Origin of the sequence: Singulisphaera sp. GP187 (genome assembly GCF_900129635.1) — a bacterium.
Classification (GTDB): Bacteria; Planctomycetota; Planctomycetia; order Isosphaerales; family Isosphaeraceae; genus Singulisphaera.
The window spans coordinates 819,348-842,564 of record NZ_FSRB01000003.1 but is presented as its reverse complement, the minus strand read 5'-3'; the positions used below and the strand labels follow the sequence as shown (position 1 = coordinate 842,564).

The window sequence follows — 23,217 nt, the reverse complement described above, 5'->3', positions numbered from 1 at the left end:
GCGTGAGCTCCCTGTCTTTGGCGTTTGATCTGAGGCGAGCGAAATCACTCAGCGTGTTGATGCTGATCTGGTAGGATGTCGCCTCGGGTCGTCGAGGCTTGATGTTTTAGGAGGAGGACGCGGGGCGAGGGGATCGCCTCGGTTCGGCTTGGATGCACACCCAGGATCAGCAACGTCCTAACGAGCATGCCGCGCTGACCGGTCCGGTCCGCGATTGGTTTGTCAGCACCTTTCCCGGTGGTCCCACCCCGGCGCAGGCGTTGGCCTGGCCGTCGATCGCCGCGGGTGAACATCTCCTCTTGATCTCCCCCACGGGAACCGGGAAGACGCTGGCCGCGTTCCTGGCGATCGTCGATCGACTGATTCGTGAACATGCTCTGGGATTGTTGTCCGATGGCCTCTGCTGTGTTTATGTGTCACCGTTGCGGAGCCTCGGCTACGACATCGAGCGAAACCTGGCGGGGCCACTGCACGCGATTCAACGCTTGCTCGGCCTGGATGAGTGCCCGGTCAAAATCGGGGTTCGGACCGGTGACACGTCGGCCTATCAGCGTCGGAAGCTGCGCGACAAACCGCCCCACCTGCTGATCACGACGCCCGAAAGCCTGTCGCTCCTGCTCAGTCAGGAGGCCTGGCAGGACCATTGGCGTGGGGTACGCCACCTGATTGTCGACGAGGTACACGCCTTGGCTCCCACCAAGCGCGGGGCCGACCTCGCCGTTTCGCTCGAGCGGGTCGCGGCCAAGGCGGGGGCCGACCCCTGCCGGATCGGCCTTTCCGCCACCTGCCGCCCGGCCGAACCCGTGGCACGATTCCTGGTCGGTCCCGCGCGAGCCTGCCGAGTCATTGACGCCCCCCTGCCCGCGGACGCTCCGGCCATGGTTCTGGAGGTCGAATCGCTCCTGAAACCCGATGAGTCTCCGCACCGGGGACTCACTTATCGCCGGCTCCTTCGCAGGCTCGAACGGGCGGTGGGCGGGAACCGGACGACGGTCGTTTTCGCCAATACCAGGGCCCTGACCGAGAAAATTACCCACGACCTGCGGCGAACGATCCCCGAGGGAACCGAAGCAGTCGCCGCGCATCACTCCGCGCTCGATGCCGACCGCCGGCGGCAGGTCGAAGCGGCGCTGAAGGCCGGCGAGCTCCGCGCGGTGGTCACGAGCACGAGCCTCGAGCTCGGTGTGGATATCGGCTCGGCCGACCTGACCGTCCAGGTCGGACTGCCCGGGGGAGTCTCCCGCTGCTTGCAGCGGGTGGGCCGTTCGGGGCACCGGCTGGGGGTCGCCTCACGCGGACTCTTGCTGGCGGCGAGCCCGGCCGAACTGGCCGGTGGCGTGGTGACGGCCGAGGAGGCACGCCAGGGACGCGTGGAGCCGCTCCGGTCGATCGTCGCGCCGCTCGACGTGCTCTGCCAGCAATTGATCGGCATGGCCTGCGCTGAGGAGTGGTCGACCGACGCCGCGTTCGACCTGGTCCGCAAGGCCGGGCCGATGGCCGAGCTCGCTCGGGCCGACTTCGACCTCTGCCTCGACTTCTTGGCCGGAGAGCTCGCCGCGCCCGCGGGCGCGATGGAGTCGGACTCCGGCCCTTCCCCGCGCTGGACCGCCCCCCGGCTTTGGAGGCGACGCGGGCTGTTCGGGCTCCGAAGCCGTCGCGTGGCGCGCTGGTTCCGGAGCAACGTCGGCACGATCACGTCGGAGGAGTCGGTCCGCGTGCTCGACGGCGGGGTCGAGGTGGGCACGTTGGAAGGAGCCTATGCCGAGCGGCTCCAGGTCGGCGATAAATTCTTGCTCGACGGCCGTTCCCTGGAGTTCCGCCGGCTCGAGGGACTCGTCGTTCATGCCAAGGCGGCGGAAGGGGAATCGAGCTTGCCCCGGTGGTCGAGCGACCGGCAATCGCTCTCGGCCGAACTCGCCTTTGCCTTGGTCGTGTTTCGTGAGCAAGCGGCCCGGATGCTTGCCGACGGCCCCTCGGCGCTCCGCGGTTGGCTGGGCGAGGCCCACGGGCTCGATCCCCGCGCGGCCGGATTGCTGGTCGCCCTGTTCGAGGCTCAGGAGCAACTGAGCGAGATTCCGCCCCCCGGCACTCTGCTCGTTGAAGAGTCGCCCGGTGACGAGGGTCTGACCTACACCTTCCATGCGCCTCTGAACCGGTCGGCCTGTGAAGCGCTCGGTCGCGCCGTTGCCGCTCGGCTCGGCCGCCGATTCGGTCGCGACGTCGCCTTGATTGCCGCCGACCTGGGCTGGTCGATCCGCCTCCCCGAAGACGCGCGGATCGAGGCGACGGAGATCGCGACGCTTCTGACCGCCGTCGGCTTTGCCGACGACGTGATGGAAGGGCTCGACCGAGGTGAACTCCCTGCCCGCCGGTTCCGGCATATCGCCGCGACGGCCTTGATGGTCTTACGGAATCCCGAAGGGGGCCGCAGGCGGGTGGGGGGCCTGCTCTGGGTGAGCCATCGCCTCTATCCGATGGTCAAGACGCTTTGCCCCGACCACCCCCTGCTCCGCGAGACGCGTCGGGAGATCCTCGAGGACTTGCTCGACGTTCCGCGCGCCCTGGCCTGGCTGGCGGGGCGTCCCGAAGTTCGATTCCGGTCTCTGGCGGGGTTGTCTCCGTTCGCGGCGGCCTGGATCGACCCGAGCGAGCCGGAACCGTTGCATTTCGAGTCGCCTGCCGACGCCTTACGGCGGCTCCATGCCCGACTCAGCGCGGATCGGGGAGAGACTCATGCCGTCTGACCGCGCGGAGCACGCGCCCGGATTTGCGGGCCCGGACGGCTGGATCCTCGCGCCCGAAGGGGCGGCGATTCATCGCGGTGAGCGAACCGCGGTGATTGCCGACGTCCATCTCGGTTATGAGTGGGCTCGAGCCGCCAAGGGGGACTGCCTGCCGGCCCACTCGCTCGACGAGACGGTGGCGAAGCTCGCGACGCTCTTTGACCGCTGCCCGGTCGACCGGCTCATCGTCGCCGGCGACCTCGTCGAATCGCCGCTCCCCTGTCGGCGCACCGCGGAGGATCTCCGTGGCCTGACCCGCTGGCTGGACGCGCGTCAGGTGAGCCTGCTCCTCGTCCCCGGCAACCACGACCCCCGCCAAGCGGCCGGCACGCCGGAAACCCGGGAGGTGGCCGGCTGGACGATCGGCCATGGTCATCGTCCGATCGACGCCCCACGCTCGATCTCGGGGCACATCCACCCCGTCTTGCGAGCGGGCGGGGTCACGGCCCCCTGCTTTCTCGTTGGCCAGCGAACCATCATCCTGCCCGCCTTCTCACCCAATGCGGCGGGCTGGAACGTCGTGACGGCGTTCCCCGAATCGCCGCGTCCCGGCGAACCGCTTCGCTGTATCGCGGGTACAGGGGGGGAACTCCTCGACTTCGGCCCCCGAGAAACGTTGGCCGTTCGCCTCAATCGAGAGGAAAAGGCTCGACCTTATGGGCGTCGACAGGGACGCGCCGGCACCGGTCTGTCATGACGCGGCTTCGGGAGCTGGAACGGTCCGGCGTGGATCAACTCTACGGAAATTGCTGATTCTTTGGTCCTGACTATCGTTTCGCTTTGCCTTTTCGACCGATACACTCACGGTTGAGGATGGCGCAAAACTCCATCGATGGGCTGCATTAGGGAGGAGAAATCCGACTCATGCGTAAGCCGTATCCGTGCGGTGGCCTGGGCCGCCGCCAATTCTTGGCGAGTGCCGCGGTCTTGCCGACCCTGATTGGCCTGAATGTCTCGGCGGCAGAACCGAAGGCGGCCAAGGATCCTGACGTGGTGCCGGGGAAGCTCGGCCTGCCGGGCCCCTACCCCGGCCGGGTCATTGAAGCCCGCAACCCCGCGATGATCAAGGACGGCGTCAAGAACCGTGATGCGATCAAGGCGACTCTCGCCCGAGGGATGAAAGAACTGACCGGCGCTGATGACGACGTCGAGGCTTGGCGCTCGTTCTTCGAGCCGGGCGACGTCGTCGGGATCAAGATGAACCCGGTGGGTAACCCGCTCGCCAATACGTCGAGCGAACTGATGCTCGAGGTCATCGAAGGCCTGAAAGCGGCCGGCGTCAAGACTCGGGATATGTTCGTCTTCGAGCGTTATAAGCAAGAGTTCATGGCCGCCGGAATGCACAAGGACGTTCCCGACGGCGTGCGCTGGGGGGGCCTGACTCCGGAGAATGACCCGAGCCAACTCTTGCTGAACTGGCCCGGTGATGACCCGGTGGCCGGCTACGACCCTGATGAATACATGACGATGCAACTGGTCAGTCGGGGCAGCGACCCGAAGGACGACCGGACGCTGCGCTCCCACCTCGGTCTGCTCGTCACCAAGCGGGTCAACAAGCTCGTCTTACTCCCGGTGCTCAAGGACCACGGCTCGGCGGGGGTGACCGGTGCGCTCAAGAACATGAGCCATGGCCTGGTCAACAACGTCGCTCGCTCGCACAGCACGCCCGACACCAACGCCTGCAATCAGTTCATCCCCCAAGTCGTCAGCCACCCGATCCTGCGCAAGAAGTGCGTGCTCCAGATTCTCGACGGGATCAAGGGGGTCTTCCAGAAGGGGCCGTTCGGCCGCGACCCGGAATTCGTCTGGGAGTACAAAGCGCTTCTGTTGGCGACCGACCCAGTGGCGCTCGATCACGTCGAGTGGCGGATTATCGACGCGCGACGGAAAGAGGAGAAGTTGCCCCCGGTTGCGGCGACCGGCAAGACCGCCCTCGATCCTCTCGGCACCGAAGGCTTCGACGTGCGCCAGCCGCAGCACATCGCCCTGGCGGGCAACCTCGGCCTCGGCCGCTACGAGTTCGATTCGCCGCTGGGCCGCCGCCGTTCGATCGACCACCGAATCATCGATATGGCTTGATCGAGAGGTTCGCTGGAAACCAAACAAAGGCGGCGTCCCTTGGCCAAGGGACGCCGCCTTTGTTTGTGAGGGGTATGCGACTCGACCGCCGACCCAATCCCCGGCTTATTCTTATCAAAGGGCCTGTCGATCAACACGGGAGATGTCGTTAACCGTCGGCCGATGCGCCAAGGTTCGCGAATCCCGTCGTTGGTTTCGGATCCAGGCATGAAGGGGCGATGGTTTATCCCTTCTTGAGATCAAAGTCAAGGTTGGGTGAGCCGTCTGCCGGCAGGTTGGTTTCCAGCTTGGACTTGGTGTTGTACTGGGATGGGACCGGATCCGGTGTGACCTTGGGAGTGCCGCCGGGCTGGACGGTGGCCTCGAGTTTCACGAGGGGGCGGCCGGAAATGCGGACGAGATATTTGCCGGCCACCGGCCCCTGTGACTTCTCGATTGCGTATTTCCCTTGATGAATCTCTCCTGTCGCCGTCGGACCCTTCGTGTCGGGCGCAGGGTCGAGCTGAATCGTCCCCTCGGACAGCGGAGTGCCGTCCAGGGTGACGGTCCCCGCGACCGTAACTCGCGTATAGGGGTCGACTGGCGCCGACGAGTCGGCACCGCAGCCACCGCTGACGATGGCTGTCAGGAGGATCAGGGTGTTGGGGCGGAGGACGTTCGGGCGGATCCATTGCATGAGTATTGCTCTGATAAGAACCCACGAGCGCGATTGTCAGTTTTTGAGTCCCCCGCGTTACCGCCACCGGGGGCCCGGTTCATGGGGGGCGAGTCGTCGACCGGGGCTTCAACGTTTGTTCGGCAACGAGACAAAGCCGTCGCAATCGAACCTCAGTCCAAGTCCATGGATGGCAACGCCTCGGGGGCGGCGGCACGCGATCGGTGGTCGGCCCCGAGGCTCGCGATCAGAGGGCGTCGGAGCTGATCACCTCGCCGCCCTGACTGGTGCCGGCGGCCATCCAGGTGAGGACGTTGATCGTGTTTTTGACGAACCGGACGCTGCCGTCGCACATCGTGGCGTTCACCCCGCCCGAGTGGTAGCTCCGGGCCCCGAAGTAGACGACGTTGTTCTGCGCCCCGGCCGGCGTGTAGCCGCCGTTACACGGAGGGTTCTGCACCGCGCATCCGCCGTTGCCCATGGCGTCGGGGAAAGTGCTATTCGGGGTCAGAATGGTGTTGAAATTCGAGGAAGGCCCCCACCAGGTGAATCCCCGGAGGTCATTGTCATTTTGCGGAGCGGCGATCCGGAGTTCCGACGCCATCAGTGTGTTGCTCAGGCCGTCGGTGACGGACGCGATCGAGGCCGTGGGGAGCTTGTTGAAACCGAGGGCGTACCCCGGGATGTCAATGTACGGTGAGCCGATGTCGGTGAATGGCGCGCCCTTGTAGGTGACGAGAATCGCCGCGTTGGAGGGGCTCGGAATGCTGTAGGTCGTGGTCTGCGCCTGGTCGGACTGGCCGTAGTTGACCACGTAGTTGTGATACCGCGCGGAGTTGGTCCGGCGTAACCCGCCGCTGGGGTCGGTCGGGCAGACGTAGGCGTTGAGCCGGGTGGAAGTCACCGTCGAGTTGGCCACGCCGTAGTAGCGAAACGGCGAATCCGCGGCCGAGTTGGCGGGGTCGTTGTTGCCGACCGAGTTCCAGGAGTTGAAGAGGGCCTGTTGCTCGATGAACGGAAGGATGAAGACCCCCCAAGTTCCCCAGCAGCAGCCTTTCTCACCCGGTGGGAAACTGCCGTTGGCACTCTCGTAGTTCATCACCCCAAGGCCAATCTGCTTCAGGTTGTTAATGCATTGCGCCCGCCGCGCGGCTTCACGAGCCGCCTGCACGGCGGGGAGCAGCAAAGCAATCAAAACAGCGATGATTGCAATCACAACCAAGAGTTCGATCAGCGTAAATCCCCGTCTCCGCATTGATGTCTCCTTTCTTGGCACTTACTGGATGCATGAATATGAGTTCGTCCTGCTTCCAGGACGGCGGGGGGCGTTGAAAAGAGCGGCCCGTGGGTTGGTCCGCGCAACTGGACGAAAGCGAGGCGTTCTGGAAGGAACGGTCGTCGTTCCCTGAGCGAGGTCGGAGAACTCACACCAGCCGGAGAGGAACCTTCATCAAGCCGTCGCTATTACCCGGCGGAGCCGTTTCGCAGTCGCAATCGAGATCCGAACCGGGTAAAGTTCAAATTCAACGCTCGAGTTTCAAGGTGTCCAGCCGTCGGCGAGGTGATTCGGTCCCTGTTCCTCAGAATCGGGAACGAAGGGCTGACCGCTGAATTTAGCCTAAAGAATTAGGAGTTGCTGGGGGGAACTTGTCTAAAGAATTAGGGTCCATGATGCGTCTTCAAGTATCTATCTAACCGGTCACGGCGAACTTGTCAAAATAAATGATTGGCGGTTGCGAATTTTCGGGGACGTGGGTGATACCATGCTGAGATGATGAAATGAAAAAACGGCGGCGTCCCGGGGAGGGACGCCGCCGTTTTCGGTTAGAAACCCAGGCGGCCGGGAAGGCCGAACCTAACGAAGTCGGAGTCAGGGGCAGGTGAGGCAGGCGGGGACGGCCACGGGCACATAGGTGCACGTCTGAACGGGAATCTGGCGGGCCACCTGGCGGGCGACGCACCGGTTCACCGTGACCGGGACCTGCTCGGGAACGCAGATCGGGACCTGTCGCTCGGCGGTCTCGGCGACCATTCGGCAGGTGGTGACGGGGACCATCTCGGTCCGTTCTTCAGCGACCATCTGGCAGGTGGTGACGGGGACGTTCTCGACCCGCTCCTCGGCGACCATCTGGTAGGTGGTGACGGGAATGTTTTCGACCCGTTCCTCATTGACCATGGTGCAGGTGCGGACCTCGTAGGGCTGCACCCGTTCTTCGGCGACCATCTGGCAAGTGGTGACGGGGACGTTCTCGACCCGCTCCTCGGACACCAACTGGCAGGTGGTGACGGGAATGTTTTCGACCTTCTCCTCGCAGACCATCTGGCAGGTGGTGACGGGAATGGTCTCGACCTTTTCTTCGGCGACCATCGTGCAGGTCTGAACCGGGACCTGGCGGGTCACCGTCTCAGAGACGTAGCTCGTCTCGGAGACGTTGCGAACCACGGGGCGCGAGACAAAGACCGACTGGCAGACGGTGCGCGGGGGGCACTGAACCGCCACGGTCGCGTAGGCTTGCCGCTTCTTGTGGTGGAGGAAGCCGAACAGTCTACCGGTTTTCGGAGCGCACGGGTCCACCGGGGCGCAGACCGGCTGCTCGACGATCGGGCCGGGGACCTCGACCATCTGCCGCTCGTAGTAGCCGCACTCTTCCACGACCTGACGGACCGTGGTCACCGGCTTGCAGACCGTGTAGTTCTGCGAGACCATGCTGGTCTGCATCACCGGCCGCATCACCGTGTAGCGGCGCTGGGTGTTGGTGGTCTGGTAGACCGGTCGGCTGACGGTGTAGCGGCGCTGGGTGTTGGTGGTCTGGTAGACCGGCTTGCAGACCGTGTAACGGCGCTGCACGGACGACGTCTGGTAGACGGGTCGCATCACCGTGTACTTCCGCTCCAACCGCTGGGTCTGGTAGACCGGTCGGCTGACGGTGTAGCGGCGCTGGGTGTTGGTGGTCTGGTAGACCGGCTTGCAGACCGTGTAACGGCGCTGGGTGTTGGTGGTCTGATAGACCGGGCGCATCACCGTATACTTCCGAGCGACCTGCGTGGTCTCGGAGACGGGCCGCATCACGGTGTAGTTCTCGGTCCGATACCCCTGGCGGTAGCGGGTCTCCATCACCGTGGTGGGCTGATTCTCATACACCGTCTCAAAAACGGTCTGCATCACCGTCTGGTACTGCGGTGCCAGGGTCACGACGTTGCACTGCGTCTGCACGACGGGAGCGGGCGCACAACTCGTACACGCCCCTCCGCCGTACGTGGCCAAGGCCGGGCTCGCGAGCCCCCACAACGCCAAGGCCGCGCCCGCTATGGGACGCATCACTCTCATGGACTCCGACATGCGTTTCTCCTCGACGATGTAAGCGGGCTTCCCTGATGTCTGCGCTAAGGTGTCAAACGGCCCAAGACGGAGAGCCATGCCTCGTCCCTGAGATCGTCCTCCCCCGAGTCCGTTGGGATTTCCCAAGTCGTACTCGATCGGGCTAGGCGCGTTTCGTCACTCGGAAACACGTCTAAGATCAGTATAACATGGGCAAATTGGGAGGTTAGCGGGAAAACGAATTTTTCCCGAATTCCGGAGCGTCTTCCGCCGATATAAAGAAGTTGGCTTGAAACCGGACTTCTTCAGTCGGCCGGACTGCCCAAGAGAGCAACCCGCGCGCCGCTCTGATTTGCATTCCCCTCAAACTTTGCGCAGTCAGCCAAGATTGTGGCCGAAGGCGACCGAGTCCGGCGTGCGATTGTTACCGATCTTGCACGCCGGCAAGGACTTTCTCATCGTGCGCCGGTGTCCGCGCATTTCTCACGATCGGTCCGAATGGACGCTGCACGCTCGCGAGCCGTCGACCTTTAAGTACGATCGTTTCAGGGGGAGTCGGGTAAACTTTTCAAAAGTGCCAGGGAACGGTTCCGCACGCTGACCAGCCCTGACTTGCTCAGGCTGCTGATTTCCGGGCGGAGGCTTTCGGCCAGCCCTGGTGACTTGTGATCGACCGAGAGTTGAAGCGCTTGGAGGGCTTCGAGCTCGATCGCCTCGATCTTGCTGTGCTTCTCGGTCGGCGAGCTGAGCGTGATGGTCTTGTTCAGGTCGGTGGAGGAGAGCATTTCCCGGAGCACGCCCCGGCTCTCGGAGTCGCCACGTCGGCCCAAGGCGATCGCGGCGTTGTAGCGGACGTAACAGTCGACGTCCTTGAGCCGGTCGCGGAGCACGCGCGCCGCCTGATCGCCGCCGAAGAAGCCGAGGGAATAGACCGCGGCCTGGCGGAGCTCCTGGTTCTCGTCTTCACTCGCGACATCAAGCGCTTTGATCGCGCCGGCGTCTTCCAGGTGGTCGTCGAGCCGGGCGGCGTGTTTGGCGAGGCTGATGGCGGCGGCGAGCCGGACTTGCGGCGGTTGTTTCGGCTCGAGGGCGCGGGAGAGGATGGCGAGCGGATCGACGTCTCGGCCATCGGGCGACCGGGCGTCGAGGGTCTGGAAGGCGCCCAGGGTCAGGGTCACATACTGCGTGAGTTCCGGGCTCTCGGCGAGGTCGAGGTCGTGCGCCAGCAGGTCGGTGAGTTCACCGAGCAGCTTGGGGTCATTGGCCAGTTTGGGGTCGTTCTGGATCAGGCTGGCCAGTTCATAGGCCGCCCGCCAGTGGGCGTTGGGCGAGCGCAGGAGCCGGACGTACTCCATCGCGTCGCGCTCGCCGCCGGCGAGTTTGCCGAACAGGAGCCAGACGACGATCACGACCGCCACGATGACGGCCGGGATCACGAAGAGCTGAACGATGAACCCGGCCGAGGGAGCCTCGACGGGGGGGAGGTCGGTCAAGGCGGGGTCGTACGGCTGCGGCGGCTCGGTCGGATGGCTCATGAGGCATCATTCATGGGAGAGAGAAGCGAATGCGCGGCACGCGCCGAATTTCACCGGCGCGTTCCACGCACCCTTCCCCTCAGTTTAAGGATTCAGCACCGGCCGTCAAGCAACCCCAGCGGCGGCATCGCCGCATTGGTGGAAACGAGCATGTCGGGCGCGGGCCGGTTCGCGTCGGACGATCGTCACTCACCCCGGGTCGGGACCGCGTTTTCCGTCGGCAATTCCGCGCTCGATCGGCGGCTCCTCTGCCAGAGGTAGTAGATCGGGATGCCCGCCATGATGCTGAGCAGCGAGTAGGTAGAAACCCAGAACCGTTCCGAGAAGGCGGCGGCGGTGAGGAGCGCCGTGAACCCGAGATAGATCGCGGGCGTGACCGGATATCCGGGGGTCTTGAACGGCCGGTGCAGTTCGGGCCGTTTCACGCGAAGGACATAAACTGCGCTGATGGTCAGCATCGAGAAAATCGCGAGGCCGACGCTGGCGTAGATGACCAGGCTATCGAACGAACCCGACCAGAGCAACGTGAGCGTGCAGACGACCTGCAAGACGGTCGCAACCACCGGGGTTGCCGACCGCGTGGAGAGTCGGCTCGCGATCTTGGGGAATTGTCCCGCGTGGGCCATCGCGTAGATCACGCGCGGGCCGACCAGGACGTAGGCGCTCAGGGACGAGAGGAGCATCAGGCCGATGGAGACCGAGAGCGGGTCGGACCAGCGTGTGCCGAACAGGCGTTGCGCGGCGAGTTGCGCGATCGGGGCGACGGCCTCGGGCTTGAACGGAAGGCGGTTCCCCGGGCCGTCGACGATTGCGCGGACGTCGTTGGCCGAGAGGGCGAGGGCGTACACCACATTCAAGCCGAGGTAAAGGGCGACGACCCCCGCGGTTCCGAGCAAAATGGCCCGGGGGAGCAGCCGCTGCGGCTCGTGGATCTCACCCGCGAGGTACGACGCCGCGTTCCAACCGATGTATGCATAGGAGATATAGACGAGCGAGAACATCATGGCCACAACGCGCGAACCGGTCATCGGCGGAAGGTCGACCAGGTTGGCGTGATGGGGCCAGCCGACGGCCAGCCCGGCAAGGACGAATAGCACCAAGATGATGAGCTTCAGTGACGTGATCCAGCCCTGGACCTGGGCGGTTCCACTCCGGCTTCTCGTATGGATCGTCGCGAAGGCCAGGATCGCGAAGCTGGCGAGGCCGCGTTGCACGTAGAGAGCGGTCGGCCCCTCGAGGTGGAGGGGGACCAGGAGGAACTTGGCTGCCCCGAACGCCGCGGCTGCGCTTGGGGCTGCGAAGCCGATCAGGAACGAGACCCAGCCCGACAGGAACGCCGCCAGCGGGCCATACGCCTCGTGCAGGTAAACATAATCGCCCCCGGTCTTCGGCATCGCGGCTGACAGCTCACAGAGGGTCAATGCGCCCGAGGCGGCGATCACACCGCCCAGGACCCAGAGGCCGAGCATCAGTTGATTGCTACCCACAAAGTAAACGGTGAAGCCGGACGTCGTCAGGATCCCCACGCCGACCATGCTCGCCACGATAATGAAGGTCGCCATCGGCAGCCCGAACTCGGCGGGCATCCTGGGCGGACTCTCCCCTACCTCCGCCCGCTCGGTCCTGGGCTCGCAATTCGCCTTTGGCATCTTCGCTCCACAGTTTACGGTCGGGTGGCTCTGAGCCTGGCTTGCGAACATCCCGCCTTGGAAGGACGCCCGTTCCTCGCCAGTGACACAAACCCCTGGAATTTCATAGATGTAACATGTCCTACTTCCTTTTTGCAACGACTCTCGTCACGCGGTCGGAGGCGACGAGTCTCACTGCCACCCTTGATTCGATCGGCCTACGGGAGTGGGGGCATGGAAATGATGTCGGATGATTTCTTGGGATCTTCGGGAACTTTCCTGCCGCGATTGGCACTTGCCTCGGTAGGGGTTTTTGATTCCATTCGGCCTGGAGCGTTGTCGATCGATGGCCGCCTGGCTCGAGAAAGAAACACGACTCTGGCCTCGCTGGATGTGTGGTCAGTGTGAAGCTGTGAATCGTTGCGTAATGGATTTGCTAAAAGTGAAAACGATTCAATGGATTTGGTTTAAGGAATGCCAGGTCCACCGGCTTACTGGTAGTCAGAAAAGTCATGTTCAGTCCCTACCGTTTTTGCGTCGGGCGGGGTCATTGCAGCCCCGAAGGGGCGACCGTTCGTAGCCAGGGGCGCAAGCTCATGGTGTTAAGATGAAATCAAGTCAGAATTTGTTGTTACAGCTCCGAAGGGGCGACCGTTAAACGCATGGGCCGGCTCTGACGGTTGCCCCTCCGGGGCTGAAAAATCGTGGGTAAACCATGGAAATATGCATCGCTGGTTTTCTATGGATCGGAGTCGCCACGACAACGTTCCGGCTCTCCTGGCTCGATCGCGCTTGGCCGACGTTGCTTGTTGCCGCGTTCTGGTCGCTCGTTCCGTGGCTCGCAGGCGACCTGATCGCGGGGACGAACGCCGCACGGATCTATGGTTGGGCCACGGAGCTGGACCATCCCGGCGCCATTGCAACTCTCGCTGTCGTCGAAGCCGTCGCTGGCGGCTGGGCCGCGCTGGGGCTTGCCGGGGGCATGAACGAGGAGGAGTGGCAGCAGCTCAGCTTGAGGCGGAAGGCGGTGAGGTGGGCGTCGGCCCTGGCGCCATCACCCACCCTGGCGGTTGGGATCTTGGGTGCTCATGTGATGCTCTATCAATGGGCATCGGGCTGGGGGTTCACCTCGTTGAACCTTCTGCTCTCGACGGGCTGCTTCGCGGCTCTCGTCACGCTCACGGTTGCACTCCGACTCGTTCAGCCGGACGTCGCTCGCCGCGCCGGGGGAGCGGTACCGCTGTTCGCGGGACTCTTTGCCTTTGGCGCGGCCCTGCCCCCGCTGATCGACAGGCGATTGGCGGCTTTGAAACTGGTGGAAGTGGACGCTCGCGCCACCGCGATTCTCGCCTTGATTGTGGTCGCGTCCGCCGGCCTTGGGCTTGCGCGCAGATGGTTCCCGGATTCCTCTCAGGCGAAAGGAGCGAAGGCACGGTGAGTTTGTTGTCGAATCTGTTGTCATGGGTTTCGGCAGGGTTGCTCATACCCGTATTGGTCGTGATGACCGGCCTTCTGGGCGGTTCACTGTTGATGCTCGGCGACTTCTTGGGCGCCGCGATCCAGCGGAGACGGACTGAGGCGCTCACGCGGTCGATCGCCGAGCGACTGCTTCACGAGCCGGTCCGCACCGTGATTGCGCCCGACCTCGTCGGCGCGATCGAGCCGATCCGGACCCTCCGCCGCTGTGCCGAGGTCGGTTGGCACCCGATCCACGCGGACAAGGCGATGGCCGATTTCGAGCTGGCCGCGCGCCGGGGCCTCGACGGTCCGCAAGCCTTGATCCGGCTCGGTCCGATGCTCGGCCTGATGGGCACTCTGATCCCGATCGGCCCAGCGCTCGCGGGCCTGGCTTCGGGCAACATCGCCGCGATGGCCGCGAATGTCGACGAGGGGCTCACCGCCACGGTCGTCGGCCTGTTCGTCGGCGGCCTTGGCTTCTGGATCCGACTCGTCAAGCAACGCTGGGCGGGGGCCGATCTCGAGCTGCTCCGCTACGCCTATGACCTCGCTCAGGAACAGACCGAAGATCGAAAATTTCTGATGGGAGTACGTCCGAATGGGAATGCGACCGAGCCGACGATCGCGGGGCTTGCAATTTGAGGGCGACGATGACGATCCACTATCGGGCGTGGCCAACCTCTTCGACCTTGCCATGGTCGTCGGCGCAGCCTTGATGATCGCCTTGGTGGTCCGCCCGCAAGTTGCCGACTTGCTGTCCGACCAGGACATGACCTTGGTCAAGAACCCGGGCCAGTCCGACATGGAGATCATCGTCAAGAAGGGCCACGAGATCGCCCGCTACCAGGGGACTGCAAACCAAGGCGAAGGCCGCGGCAAACGCGTCGGCGCCGCCTACCAACTCGAAGACGGCCAGATCATCTACGTGCCCGAAGCGGCCCCGCCGTCGCATTGATGACTTTCACCACACCTGGGCTTGGTTCTGGGCAATCGAATGACACGGATTTCAGGACACTCGGCGAGGCGATCCTCCCTGCTGCCACAAGACCCGGGCCAAGGCGTAACCGAAGCCGTTTGACTCGGTTTTCTTTGATTTTCTGATGAGCGATCTTGCTGGGATGCAAAGGCCGCTGGGTGCCACGGGTTGAACTCAACCCGTGAGCGATCGCCCAGGTTTTTGGCTCACGGGTTGAGTCCAACCCGTGGCACCCAGGGATTGCACATCATTCAATGCAAAGGGCGACAAGCTCCACCTGATTCGAGATATTTAGTAAAGAGGTAATCCGTGATGTTATGCGCTTCGGGTGTCGCTTGTAGCATACGTTCCGCACATCTCGCCTGCAATTTCTCGGAATTTTCACCTCCTGCTATTTCTGGCATACGCTGATGTATTGGCTCCCGCGACCCGCTCCTTCCATGATCTCCGCCACTGACTTGCTCACATCACGCCTCCTCGTCCCGCCAACCCATCGTGATCGTTCCCCATCGATTCTTCGCTTGTTTCCCATGCAAGGCAATGTCCCAACCGTTCCCTGCCTCCTTTCGGAGTCAAACTTGAGGATTCGCTTTTGACGTAAGTCTTGCGGGCCTAGACTTACGTCAAGGCGTAATTATTTCTGCAAGTCAACAAAATTTTCCACCTTGACCCGCTCGACTCTCGGACAATCATGCCGACGGGAATCACAACCCGACGCCTGTCGCCAATCGCGGGCATGTCGAGGACGATTTGATCCCTCTCGAGGCCATGGTCCATGCCAGAACAAAAACGACCGCGCCAGTCGAATCCCGCTCCCGATCTCAGTCCCGGCGAGGCGGCCCACACCGGCGGTCAGTCCCTCAAGTCCTTCCGGCTCGGCGCCCTTCCCATCCTCGATCGGATCATCCGCCGACTTCGACTGGATGACTTCCTCCGCCAATACCTTCCCCCCGAGGATGCCCGCCAAAAGATCGCCACCTCCACCGGCCTCCTTCTCTTGCTCAAGAACCTTCTCGTCTCCCGTGAACCCATGTATGGCGTCGGCCAATGGGCGAGTCGCCACCCCGCCGAGTGGTTCGCTCTGACCCCGGCCCAACTGCCCCACTGGAACGACGACCGCGTCGGACGTTGTCTCGACCGACTCTTCGACGCCAATGTCCCCTCGTTCACCCTGGCCGTCGCCACCCATGCCGTGGCGGAGTTCAACGTCGCATTGGACGAACTCCATAACGACTCGACCACAATCACCTTCCACGGCGACTATCGCGAGGCGGCCCAAGAGGACCTGATGCGGGGCCAGAAGACCCAGGCCATTACCTGGGGGCACAACAAGGATCATCGCCCTGACCTCAAACAACTGCTCTACGTCCTGACCGTCACTCGCGATGGCGGCGTACCGGTTCACTTCCGCGTCGAAAGCGGGAATACCACCGACGACCGCACTCATCGTGCCACCTGGGACCTGCTGTGCCAGTTGACCGGGCGACGGGACTTTCTCTATGTGGCCGACTGCAAGCTCGCCACCGCCGAGAACATGGCTTACCTGCACCAGCACGGCGGCCGATTCCTGAGCATCCTGCCTCGTACCCGCTCCGAAGATGGCGAATTCCGCGCGTTGTTGTACCAGGACCAGGTGACCTGGAAGCCGATCCATGAGAAGCGGGATGAGAAGGGAGTTCTCCTGGAACGCTACAGCGTGGCCGACCAGGCGACCCTCAGTGCCGAGGGCTACCGTCTGATCTGGTGTCACAGCACACGGAAAGCGGAAGTCGACGCATCATCACGTCATCAGCAAGTGGAGCGTGCGTTGCTGGCGTTGTCGGAACTGCGGTTAAAACTCAGCTCGCCGCGTAGCCGCTATCGCCAACTCGGAAAGGTCAAGGAGGCGGTCGCGGCCATCCTGGAGCCGCGGGACTTGGCCCGGTGGATCACAGTCGAAGTCGTGGAAAAACGGGAGGAAACTTACCGTCAGGAGGGGCGTGGCCGTCCCAACGACAAGACGCGCTACGTGAAAGAGGAGACCGTTCGCATCGCATTGACTTACCGCATCGACCATGTTGCTCTCGCGGCGGAAATGTGCGTCGACGGTGTCTTTCCCCTAATCACCAACGAGTTATTGCTTACTGAGGAAGAATTGCTATTAGCATACAAGCGTCAGCCGGTAATCGAGAAGCGGTTTTCGCAACTCAAGACAGACTTCGAAGTGGCTCCCGTGTACCTGCAGAACGTGGGGCGGATCCAGTCGCTGCTTTGCGTCTATTTCTTGGCCCTGTTGACCGAGGCGCTGCTGGAGCGGGAACTGCGTGCGGCGATGAAACGCGATGGTGTGAAGAGTGTGCCTCTGTACCCGGAAGGTCGAGCGTGCCATCGCCCGACGGCACGTCGGGTGATTGATTTGTTCGAGGAGGTGCAGCGTCATCAGCTGATCGTGGAGGGGCAAGCGCCAGTGGAATTCACGACCGAGCTCTCCAAGTTGCAACGCCAGATTCTGAACCTGCTTGGCATGGCGACGGCCTACGATCGCTGAAATTGCAGGCCGCCGGAAATTCGGAGATAATGAACCAGAGATGTGCGGAACGTAGGTTGTAGGCTTCGCCACTTTCTCCGGCCCCGGGTCCTGGTTCCCGCTTTTCTGTTCGCCACGCTCAGCGCCCTGGCCTGGTTGGGCTGGTCGCGTTGCCTGGCGCCCACGCGAATCGCGGTGGTGAATTTTCGCGACTTCCAGTTCGCCGAACTGCTCGATGCGCAGGCCGAGGTCGGTTCGTGGGCGCGGCTGGAGCGGATCAATCTCGATCAGTTGGCGGCGACCGATCTGCGGCGGTACGACGCCGTCTTCCTGTTCGGGCGGGGCTTGAACCTGGACGAGCCTCAACAGGCCGCCGTGCGGCGCGGGATCGCCGCCGGGGCGCGAGTCTACGTCCATGGTGCGACGAACGCGGCGAGTGACCTGACCGATCTGACGGGCGATGACCTCAAACGCGTGGGCGCGTACTTCGAGAACGGGGGCCGGAAGAATCTGGCGTCCCTGGTCCGCTACACCCGCCGCGCGATCGACGGCAAGACACTCTTCGCGCCCGAGGCCGCCGAACCTCAACGGATTCCCTCCGACGCCCTCTTCCACCTGGGCGACGACCGCTTCTTCGCGACCGTCTCCGACTACCAGGCCTTCTACAAGAAGGCTGGCAAGCTCAAGCCCGACCGTCCCAAGATTGCACTCCTGACCTCGATCCTCGGTCCGCGCAACCCGAACCTCGGCTCGATGGACGAGCTCATCACGCAGCTCGAAGCGAAAGACTTCAACGTCTATCCGATCGCCGGGTTTCTGAAGCGGCTCGACTTCGTCCGTGAGATCGAGCCCGACCTGGTCGTCTACGTCCCTCATGGTCGACTCGCGCCGGGCAAGGCCGATGAGGCGATCGCTTATCTGCAATCGCATGGAATCCCGTTGCTCTGCCCCATCACCGTCCAGGAAGAGTACAACGCCTGGGTCTCGTCCCAGAAGGGGATGGAAGGGGGCATAATGAGTCAAAATATCGTTATGCCCGAGCTCGATGGCGGGACCGAGCCGTATGCGATCAGCGCTCTCTCCCCCAACGAACGCGGTCTGAACGTGCCCCGGGCTGTCCCCGAGCGGGTTTCGACGTTCGTCTCGCGGGTCGAGCGCTGGTTGAACCTCCGCAAGAAGCCAAACGCCGAGAAGAAGGTGGCGATCGTCTATTACAAAGGACCGGGTCAGAATGCCATGGCCGCCGCGGCGCTCGAGGTGGCGCCGTCGCTCCTGAATCTGCTCAAGCGGCTCAAGAGTGAAGGCTATGACACGGGTCCCCTGCCCGCGACGGTCGACGAATTCCTCAAGGACGTCCAGCGCCGGGGGCCGGTGCTCGGTGCCTACGCCGAAGGGGCCTTCGAGGGCTTTCTCAAGGACGGCGACCCCGAGATGATCGAGGCCGCCGAGTACGAAAAGTGGGTGCGGAGCGGGATTGCGGCAAGCGCGTATGCGGACGTCGAGAACCAGTACGGCCCTGCGCCCGGCAAGTTCCTGTCCGTCGAACGCGGTGGCAAATCGTACCTGGCATTGCCTCGCGTTCGATTCGGAAACGTCGTGCTTCTGCCCCAACTCTTACCGGCGATGGGCGACGATTCCTCGAAGCTCGTCCACGGCGCGAAGGTCGCTCCGCCGCATCCGTACCTGGCGACCTATTTATGGGCACGCTACGGCTTCAAAGCCGACGCCCTGCTCCACTTCGGCACTCACGGAAGCCTGGAGTTCACGCCCTGGAAGCAGAATGCCCTGTCGGGCCTCGACTGGCCCGATGCGCTCGTCGGCGACCTGCCGCACGCTTATCTCTACATCATCAATAATATCGGCGAGGCCGTCATCGCCAAGCGCCGCGGTTACGCGACGCTCGTCTCGCACCTGACTCCACCGTTCACCGAGTCTGAACTCTACGGCCCGCTAAAAGATCTGCAAACGGCCATCGGTTCGTATCAGTCGACCACCGACCAGGCGCTCAAGGCCGAGTTGGTCGATACCATCACGCGGATCGTCCGCGAGCAGAAGATCAACAAAGACTTGAATTTCCCCGGCGAAAGTTCCGCTCCGCTTACGGAAGATCAGATTGAACATGTCCACGATTACCTGATGACCGTCGGCCTCGAGAAGATCACGCGAGGATTGTACACGTTGGGCGTCCCCTACGCGCCCGATCGGATCGTCGAGACCGCCCGGCTGATGGGTGTCGACGGTGTCGCTCAGGCGCGGGCGCGGCTCGACCAGGCGCGGGGGAAGATCACAGCGGCCCAATTCGATGACAAGACCTACTTCGACACGCATTATCACAAGCCGGCTTTTGAAACGATCGATCAGATCCTCTCGGGCAAGGCGACCCCCGAATCATTCCTTGATCCAGCCGATCTGGCGCGGCTGGAACGGTACGACAAGGACCACAGGGTGATGACCGACGACCCGTTCTTCGCCAACAGGCTTCGTGCGGGCGACTCCCAGAGGGAAGGTCAACGGCGGCCCGATCGCGCGCCCAAGGTTGACTCGAAGGTGGCGATCACGGAGGCCGATCCCCGGGTCGCGGTCCTCGACGAACGCGAACGGGAATACGTCGGTGCGGTGAAGGTCCTGCGTGAGACTCTCTCCACCCTCATCCGTAACCGCGACGGCCTCGCGGTCTCAACGACTCGCGAGCTCGACTCACTCGTCGGATTGCTCAACGGTCGCTATGTGTCGCCTTCGTCGGGAGGTGACGCGATCACGAATCCCGACGCCGTCCCCACCGGCCGCAACCTGACCTCGATCGATGCAGAGAAAACCCCGTCAGTTGAAGCCTGGCGCGTCGGTAAGAACCTCGCCGAGCAGATGATCGAAGCCAAGCGAAAGCAGACCGGCAAGTATCCCAAAAAGATCGCCATCAGCCTCTGGGCCGGGGAGTTCATCAACTCCCAGGGCGTCGACATTGCGATGATTCTGCATATGCTGGGTGTCGAGCCGGTCCGCAACTCCCGCGGCGAGGTCCACAGCATTCGGCTGGTTCCGGCGTCGGAATTGAAACGGCCCCGGATCGACGTGGTGGTGCAGACCTCCGGCCAGTTGCGCGATGTGGCCGCCAGCCGCCTTGCATTGATTGATCGCGCCGTGAAGCTTGCCTCTTCGGCCGATGATCCACCAGGGTTCGAGAACCAGGTGCGGGAAGGGACGATCGCGGCCGAAACCGTAATGAAGGAGCGCGGGCTCTCGCCGGCCGAGGCCAAGCGGTTCGCAACCGCCCGGATCTTTGGCGGGGTCAATGGCAACTACGGGACCGGCATCATGGGCCTGGTCGAGGCGGGCGACCGTTGGGAGTCGACCCAGGAGGTCGCCGACCAGTATCTCAAGAACATGGGGGCTGTTTATACGTCAGAGCACTGGGCGGACTTCAAGCCCGGCGTCTTCGAGGGGGCCCTGCAAAACACCGACACCCTGGTCCATAGCCGGACGTCCCACGTCAATGGCCCGCTCTCGCTCGACCACGTTTATGAGTTCATGGGAGGGCTGAACGCGGCGATCCGCACCGTCACCGGCAACGAGCCCGACGCCTACTTTGCCGACATGCGGAACAAGCACAAGCCGAAGGTGCAGGACGCGAAGGAAGCGATCTGGGTCGAAGCCCGGAGCACCTTGCTCAATCCGAAATACATCCGCGACCTCCAGGCCGGTGGCGCGTCTTCGGCCGCGGTGTTCGCCGAGTCCTTCCGAAACACGTATGGCTGGAACGCACTCAAGCCCGATCTGATCGATGACGAGCTCTGGAACGAGCTGTACGCCGTCTACGTCCAGGATCGCGAGCAGTTGGGGATCCAACAGTCGTTTGCCGCGACCAATCCCTACGCGCTCCAAGAAATGACGGCCGTCATGGTCGAAACCGCCCGCAAAGGTCTGTGGAACGCGTCACCCGAACAGCTTCGCGCTGTCTCCGTCCTGCACGCCGACCTTGTTGAGAAGTATCGTCCCGCGTGCAGCGGCTTCGTCTGCGATAACGGCAAGCTCCGCGCGACGATTCAGAAGCACCTCGGCCCAGGAGCCGGAGGCAAATACCTTGCGGCCATTGACCAGGTCCGCAACGGTGCAGCGGCCGCCTCGGGCAGTCGGAAGGTCGAGGGCCTGGCCTTGAAACGAGTCGACGCCAAGCCCGCTCAGCCGTCCGCCTCGACGGCACCGCGCCATTCCGCTCGACCTGGGGTGACGACCGCCGCACTCGCCGGCGGGGCCGCCGTCGTCGTCCTGGTGGGCTTGCTGGGGCTCGGGTATCTCAACCGCCGGGATTGAACGAGTGACCAGGTTGCATTAACGCTTTTCTGATCTCAAGATGTCAACGAATCAGTGGGAGATCAGCAGTCGCACGGGCCAACTCAAACCCGCCGAGAACGGAGAGGACTCTCCGTTCTCGGCGGGTTTCGGTTACCTCGAAATTCAAGTCTCTCGACTTGGCGAACGCGGAGATTCAGGGCGTGCCGCTGAAGCCGGGAGACAGGGAGAGCGAGGGCGTCGGGTCGGGAGGAACTTGCTCCTCGATCGGCGGCGCCACGTCTCGGTACCGGGCCGAGGTCGGCGACGGGGACTGGGCGGGCGTCCTGATCGCTGACGCTCCGGGGCCGGGGCCGAGAGCGGGCTCGGCGTGAACCTCGGTGGGAACTCCACTCGCGATCTGGCCGAGGGCCAATCCGGCGGCGTCGCGGACCGCCTGTCGCTTGTCGAGGGAGACGGCCTGCCGGAGTGACTCGGTGGCGCGAGGGTCGCCGATCTCGCCCAAGGCGTTGGCCGCGGCGACGCGAACGTCCTTGTCCCAGTCGTTCTTGAGTCGATCGACGAGCGCGGGCACGGCCCGCGCGTCGCGGAGCCGGCCCAGCGTGTAGGCGCCTTCGATCCGGCTGTTACCGTGATTGCTCTGGAGCCGGCCGACCGCGTTGGCCACCGGATCAACCACGACCGTCGCCGGCGCCTGGGCGACCGGGGTGTACGGCTGCGGTGCGTTGTAGATCACCGTCGGCGGTGGCGCGGGGGCCATGTAGACCGGAGCCGGCTGAGCCACGAAGACCGGGGTCGGCGGGGCCGAAGCGAGGGCCGAGCCGGCGAACATCCCCAGCCCGAAGAGACCGCCACCGACCGCCAACGCGGGACCCCAGCCTGGCCCTCGATTGTTGTTGACGAAGACGTTGCGCTCGACGATCACCGGACCCCGCGGCCCGTAGCCGCCGCCGCCGTGATGGCCCGTGGGAACGTAGCCCCTCCCTGCGTAGGGCGCGGGGCCCCGGGGGGCGATCCGCTGCGCGGTGTTCGAGCTCTGGAAGGTCCCGCCCGGCCGCTGGATCGTCACCTCGCGGTTGACGAAGCCGGGGCCACGCTCGCTGGAGATGCTCCGCTGTACCGTGCGGCCGCGCGGTCCCGTGATGGTCACGTCGCGCTCTCGACCCACGACCTGGCCCCAACTCGGAAGATTGCCCACCCCCAAGGCCAGTACCAGGCCGGCGCTGAACCATCGTTTCTTCATGGCAAGAGCTCCCATCGGTCCATCGGAGAGGTGTCGTCCGGCCCGCAACATCCTCGGGCCGGTTGGCCGGAGATTCTTATGGTCTCGGCCCGTTTTGTGAACCCCAATCGTTCGCGATCGACCCGGCTTGTCCCGGAACCTTCCTGTTTGGAGAGGGACCGAACGCGGTCTCGCCCGCTTTCTTTTCCATCGGTATTTCCCAGGACAAGAACACAATGAAGCCTTTTCACGTTTCGCAATCTCAGGCCGTAAACAGGGGCAGACCGCGAATCCAAGATTCCCGTCGGCCTTTTTGGCGGAGGGCGATATTTAAGGCTAGACTGAAGTTGGTTCGCTCCTTGGCTTGACTCGAGGTGGGAGAGTGCCGAACACTTTTCAAGGATGGGTTCGGGTTCGCTGCCCTCGACTCAGGCTCCTTTGAGGATCGTGGAGGCCCGCGATGCATCCACTCTTTAAGCATCCGCTCTCAATCAGGTGGAACGTGACCGTGCTGGAAGTTGCTCCAGACGGCTGCATCTCGCCACTTTGCCAGAAGTGTCAGACGGAACTCGACATTCAACAGCCGCAAGCGCACGACCCCAACGAATTGCTGGGGACGTGCGGTGAATGTGGTTGCTGGCACCTGATTCAGGTGGCACCCAGCGGAGCGGAAGCCTTATTGTTCAACCTGCCCGGGGTCGACTTCATCCGGGAAACTCTGGCCAAGGCTAGCAAAGAACCGAGCCGGAAGAGCCCAACCGCCCCGAAG

The 23,217-nt window shown here is 63.5% G+C and carries 14 protein-coding genes; 8 read left to right on the top strand and 6 right to left on the bottom strand.

Annotation, left to right across the window (positions count from 1 at the left end; translation table 11 throughout):
• The first annotated feature begins 152 nt into the window (after positions 1-152).
• The 3 genes from BUS42_RS39425 to BUS42_RS39415 all read left to right on the top strand — a co-directional run bounded on the left by BUS42_RS39425 (position 153) and on the right by BUS42_RS39415 (position 4,862).
• A complete protein-coding gene (locus BUS42_RS39425) occupies positions 153-2,744 on the top strand; it encodes a DEAD/DEAH box helicase (RefSeq protein ID WP_074317015.1) in 2,592 nt (863 codons plus the stop codon).
• Positions 2,734-3,480 (top strand): metallophosphoesterase, encoded by a 747-nt coding sequence (locus tag BUS42_RS39420; RefSeq protein ID WP_254054096.1) that lies wholly within the window; start codon positions 2,734-2,736, stop codon positions 3,478-3,480. Before BUS42_RS39425 ends, BUS42_RS39420 begins: the two co-directional genes overlap by 11 nt.
• 167 nt (positions 3,481-3,647) lie before the next feature.
• Positions 3,648-4,862 (top strand): DUF362 domain-containing protein, encoded by a 1,215-nt coding sequence (locus tag BUS42_RS39415; RefSeq protein ID WP_074317013.1) that lies wholly within the window; start codon positions 3,648-3,650, stop codon positions 4,860-4,862.
• Between the two features lie 223 nt (positions 4,863-5,085).
• On the opposite strand, the gene BUS42_RS39410 is transcribed toward BUS42_RS39415, so the two are convergent.
• The 5 genes from BUS42_RS39410 to BUS42_RS39390 all read right to left on the bottom strand — a co-directional run bounded on the left by BUS42_RS39410 (position 5,086) and on the right by BUS42_RS39390 (position 12,020).
• Positions 5,086-5,538, bottom strand: a complete 453-nt coding sequence (locus BUS42_RS39410; RefSeq protein ID WP_074317011.1) for a hypothetical protein — start codon at positions 5,536-5,538, stop codon at positions 5,086-5,088.
• Positions 5,539-5,764: 226 nt separating this feature from the next.
• Positions 5,765-6,772 (bottom strand): DUF1559 family PulG-like putative transporter, encoded by a 1,008-nt coding sequence (locus BUS42_RS39405; RefSeq protein WP_074317009.1) that lies wholly within the window; start codon positions 6,770-6,772, stop codon positions 5,765-5,767.
• A gap of 615 nt (positions 6,773-7,387) precedes the next feature.
• Positions 7,388-8,857, bottom strand: a complete 1,470-nt coding sequence (locus tag BUS42_RS39400) for a hypothetical protein (protein ID WP_074317006.1) — start codon at positions 8,855-8,857, stop codon at positions 7,388-7,390.
• Between the two features lie 524 nt (positions 8,858-9,381).
• On the bottom strand, positions 9,382-10,371 hold the full coding sequence (locus BUS42_RS39395) for a HEAT repeat domain-containing protein (RefSeq protein ID WP_074317003.1): 990 nt from the start codon (positions 10,369-10,371) through the stop codon (positions 9,382-9,384).
• Between the two features lie 185 nt (positions 10,372-10,556).
• A complete protein-coding gene (locus BUS42_RS39390; RefSeq protein ID WP_083671313.1) occupies positions 10,557-12,020 on the bottom strand; it encodes an APC family permease in 1,464 nt (487 codons plus the stop codon).
• A 694-nt stretch (positions 12,021-12,714) separates the two neighbouring features.
• On the opposite strand from BUS42_RS39390, the gene BUS42_RS44015 reads away from it, so the two are divergent.
• From BUS42_RS44015 to BUS42_RS39365, 5 genes are all read left to right on the top strand, one after another.
• Positions 12,715-13,437 (top strand): hypothetical protein, encoded by a 723-nt coding sequence (locus BUS42_RS44015; RefSeq protein ID WP_074317000.1) that lies wholly within the window; start codon positions 12,715-12,717, stop codon positions 13,435-13,437.
• Positions 13,434-14,099: a MotA/TolQ/ExbB proton channel family protein gene (locus BUS42_RS44010; RefSeq protein WP_159452351.1), complete on the top strand. Its 666-nt coding sequence runs from the start codon at positions 13,434-13,436 to the stop codon at positions 14,097-14,099. The genes BUS42_RS44015 and BUS42_RS44010 overlap by 4 nt, the downstream gene beginning before the upstream one ends.
• Entirely contained in the window at positions 14,089-14,412 is a 324-nt protein-coding gene (locus BUS42_RS39375; protein WP_216821134.1) for a DUF2149 domain-containing protein, read from the top strand. The genes BUS42_RS44010 and BUS42_RS39375 overlap by 11 nt, the downstream gene beginning before the upstream one ends.
• Positions 14,413-15,208: 796 nt before the next feature.
• Positions 15,209-16,960, top strand: a complete 1,752-nt coding sequence (locus BUS42_RS39370; protein ID WP_083670021.1) for an IS1634 family transposase — start codon at positions 15,209-15,211, stop codon at positions 16,958-16,960.
• Between the two features lie 42 nt (positions 16,961-17,002).
• On the top strand, positions 17,003-21,247 hold the full coding sequence (locus tag BUS42_RS39365; protein WP_083671307.1) for a cobaltochelatase subunit CobN: 4,245 nt from the start codon (positions 17,003-17,005) through the stop codon (positions 21,245-21,247).
• Positions 21,248-21,422: 175 nt separating this feature from the next.
• Here the strand turns inward: BUS42_RS39365 and BUS42_RS39360 are convergent, their stop codons facing one another.
• A complete protein-coding gene (locus BUS42_RS39360; RefSeq protein ID WP_074316992.1) occupies positions 21,423-22,469 on the bottom strand; it encodes a HEAT repeat domain-containing protein in 1,047 nt (348 codons plus the stop codon).
• Positions 22,470-23,217: the final 748 nt, after the last annotated feature.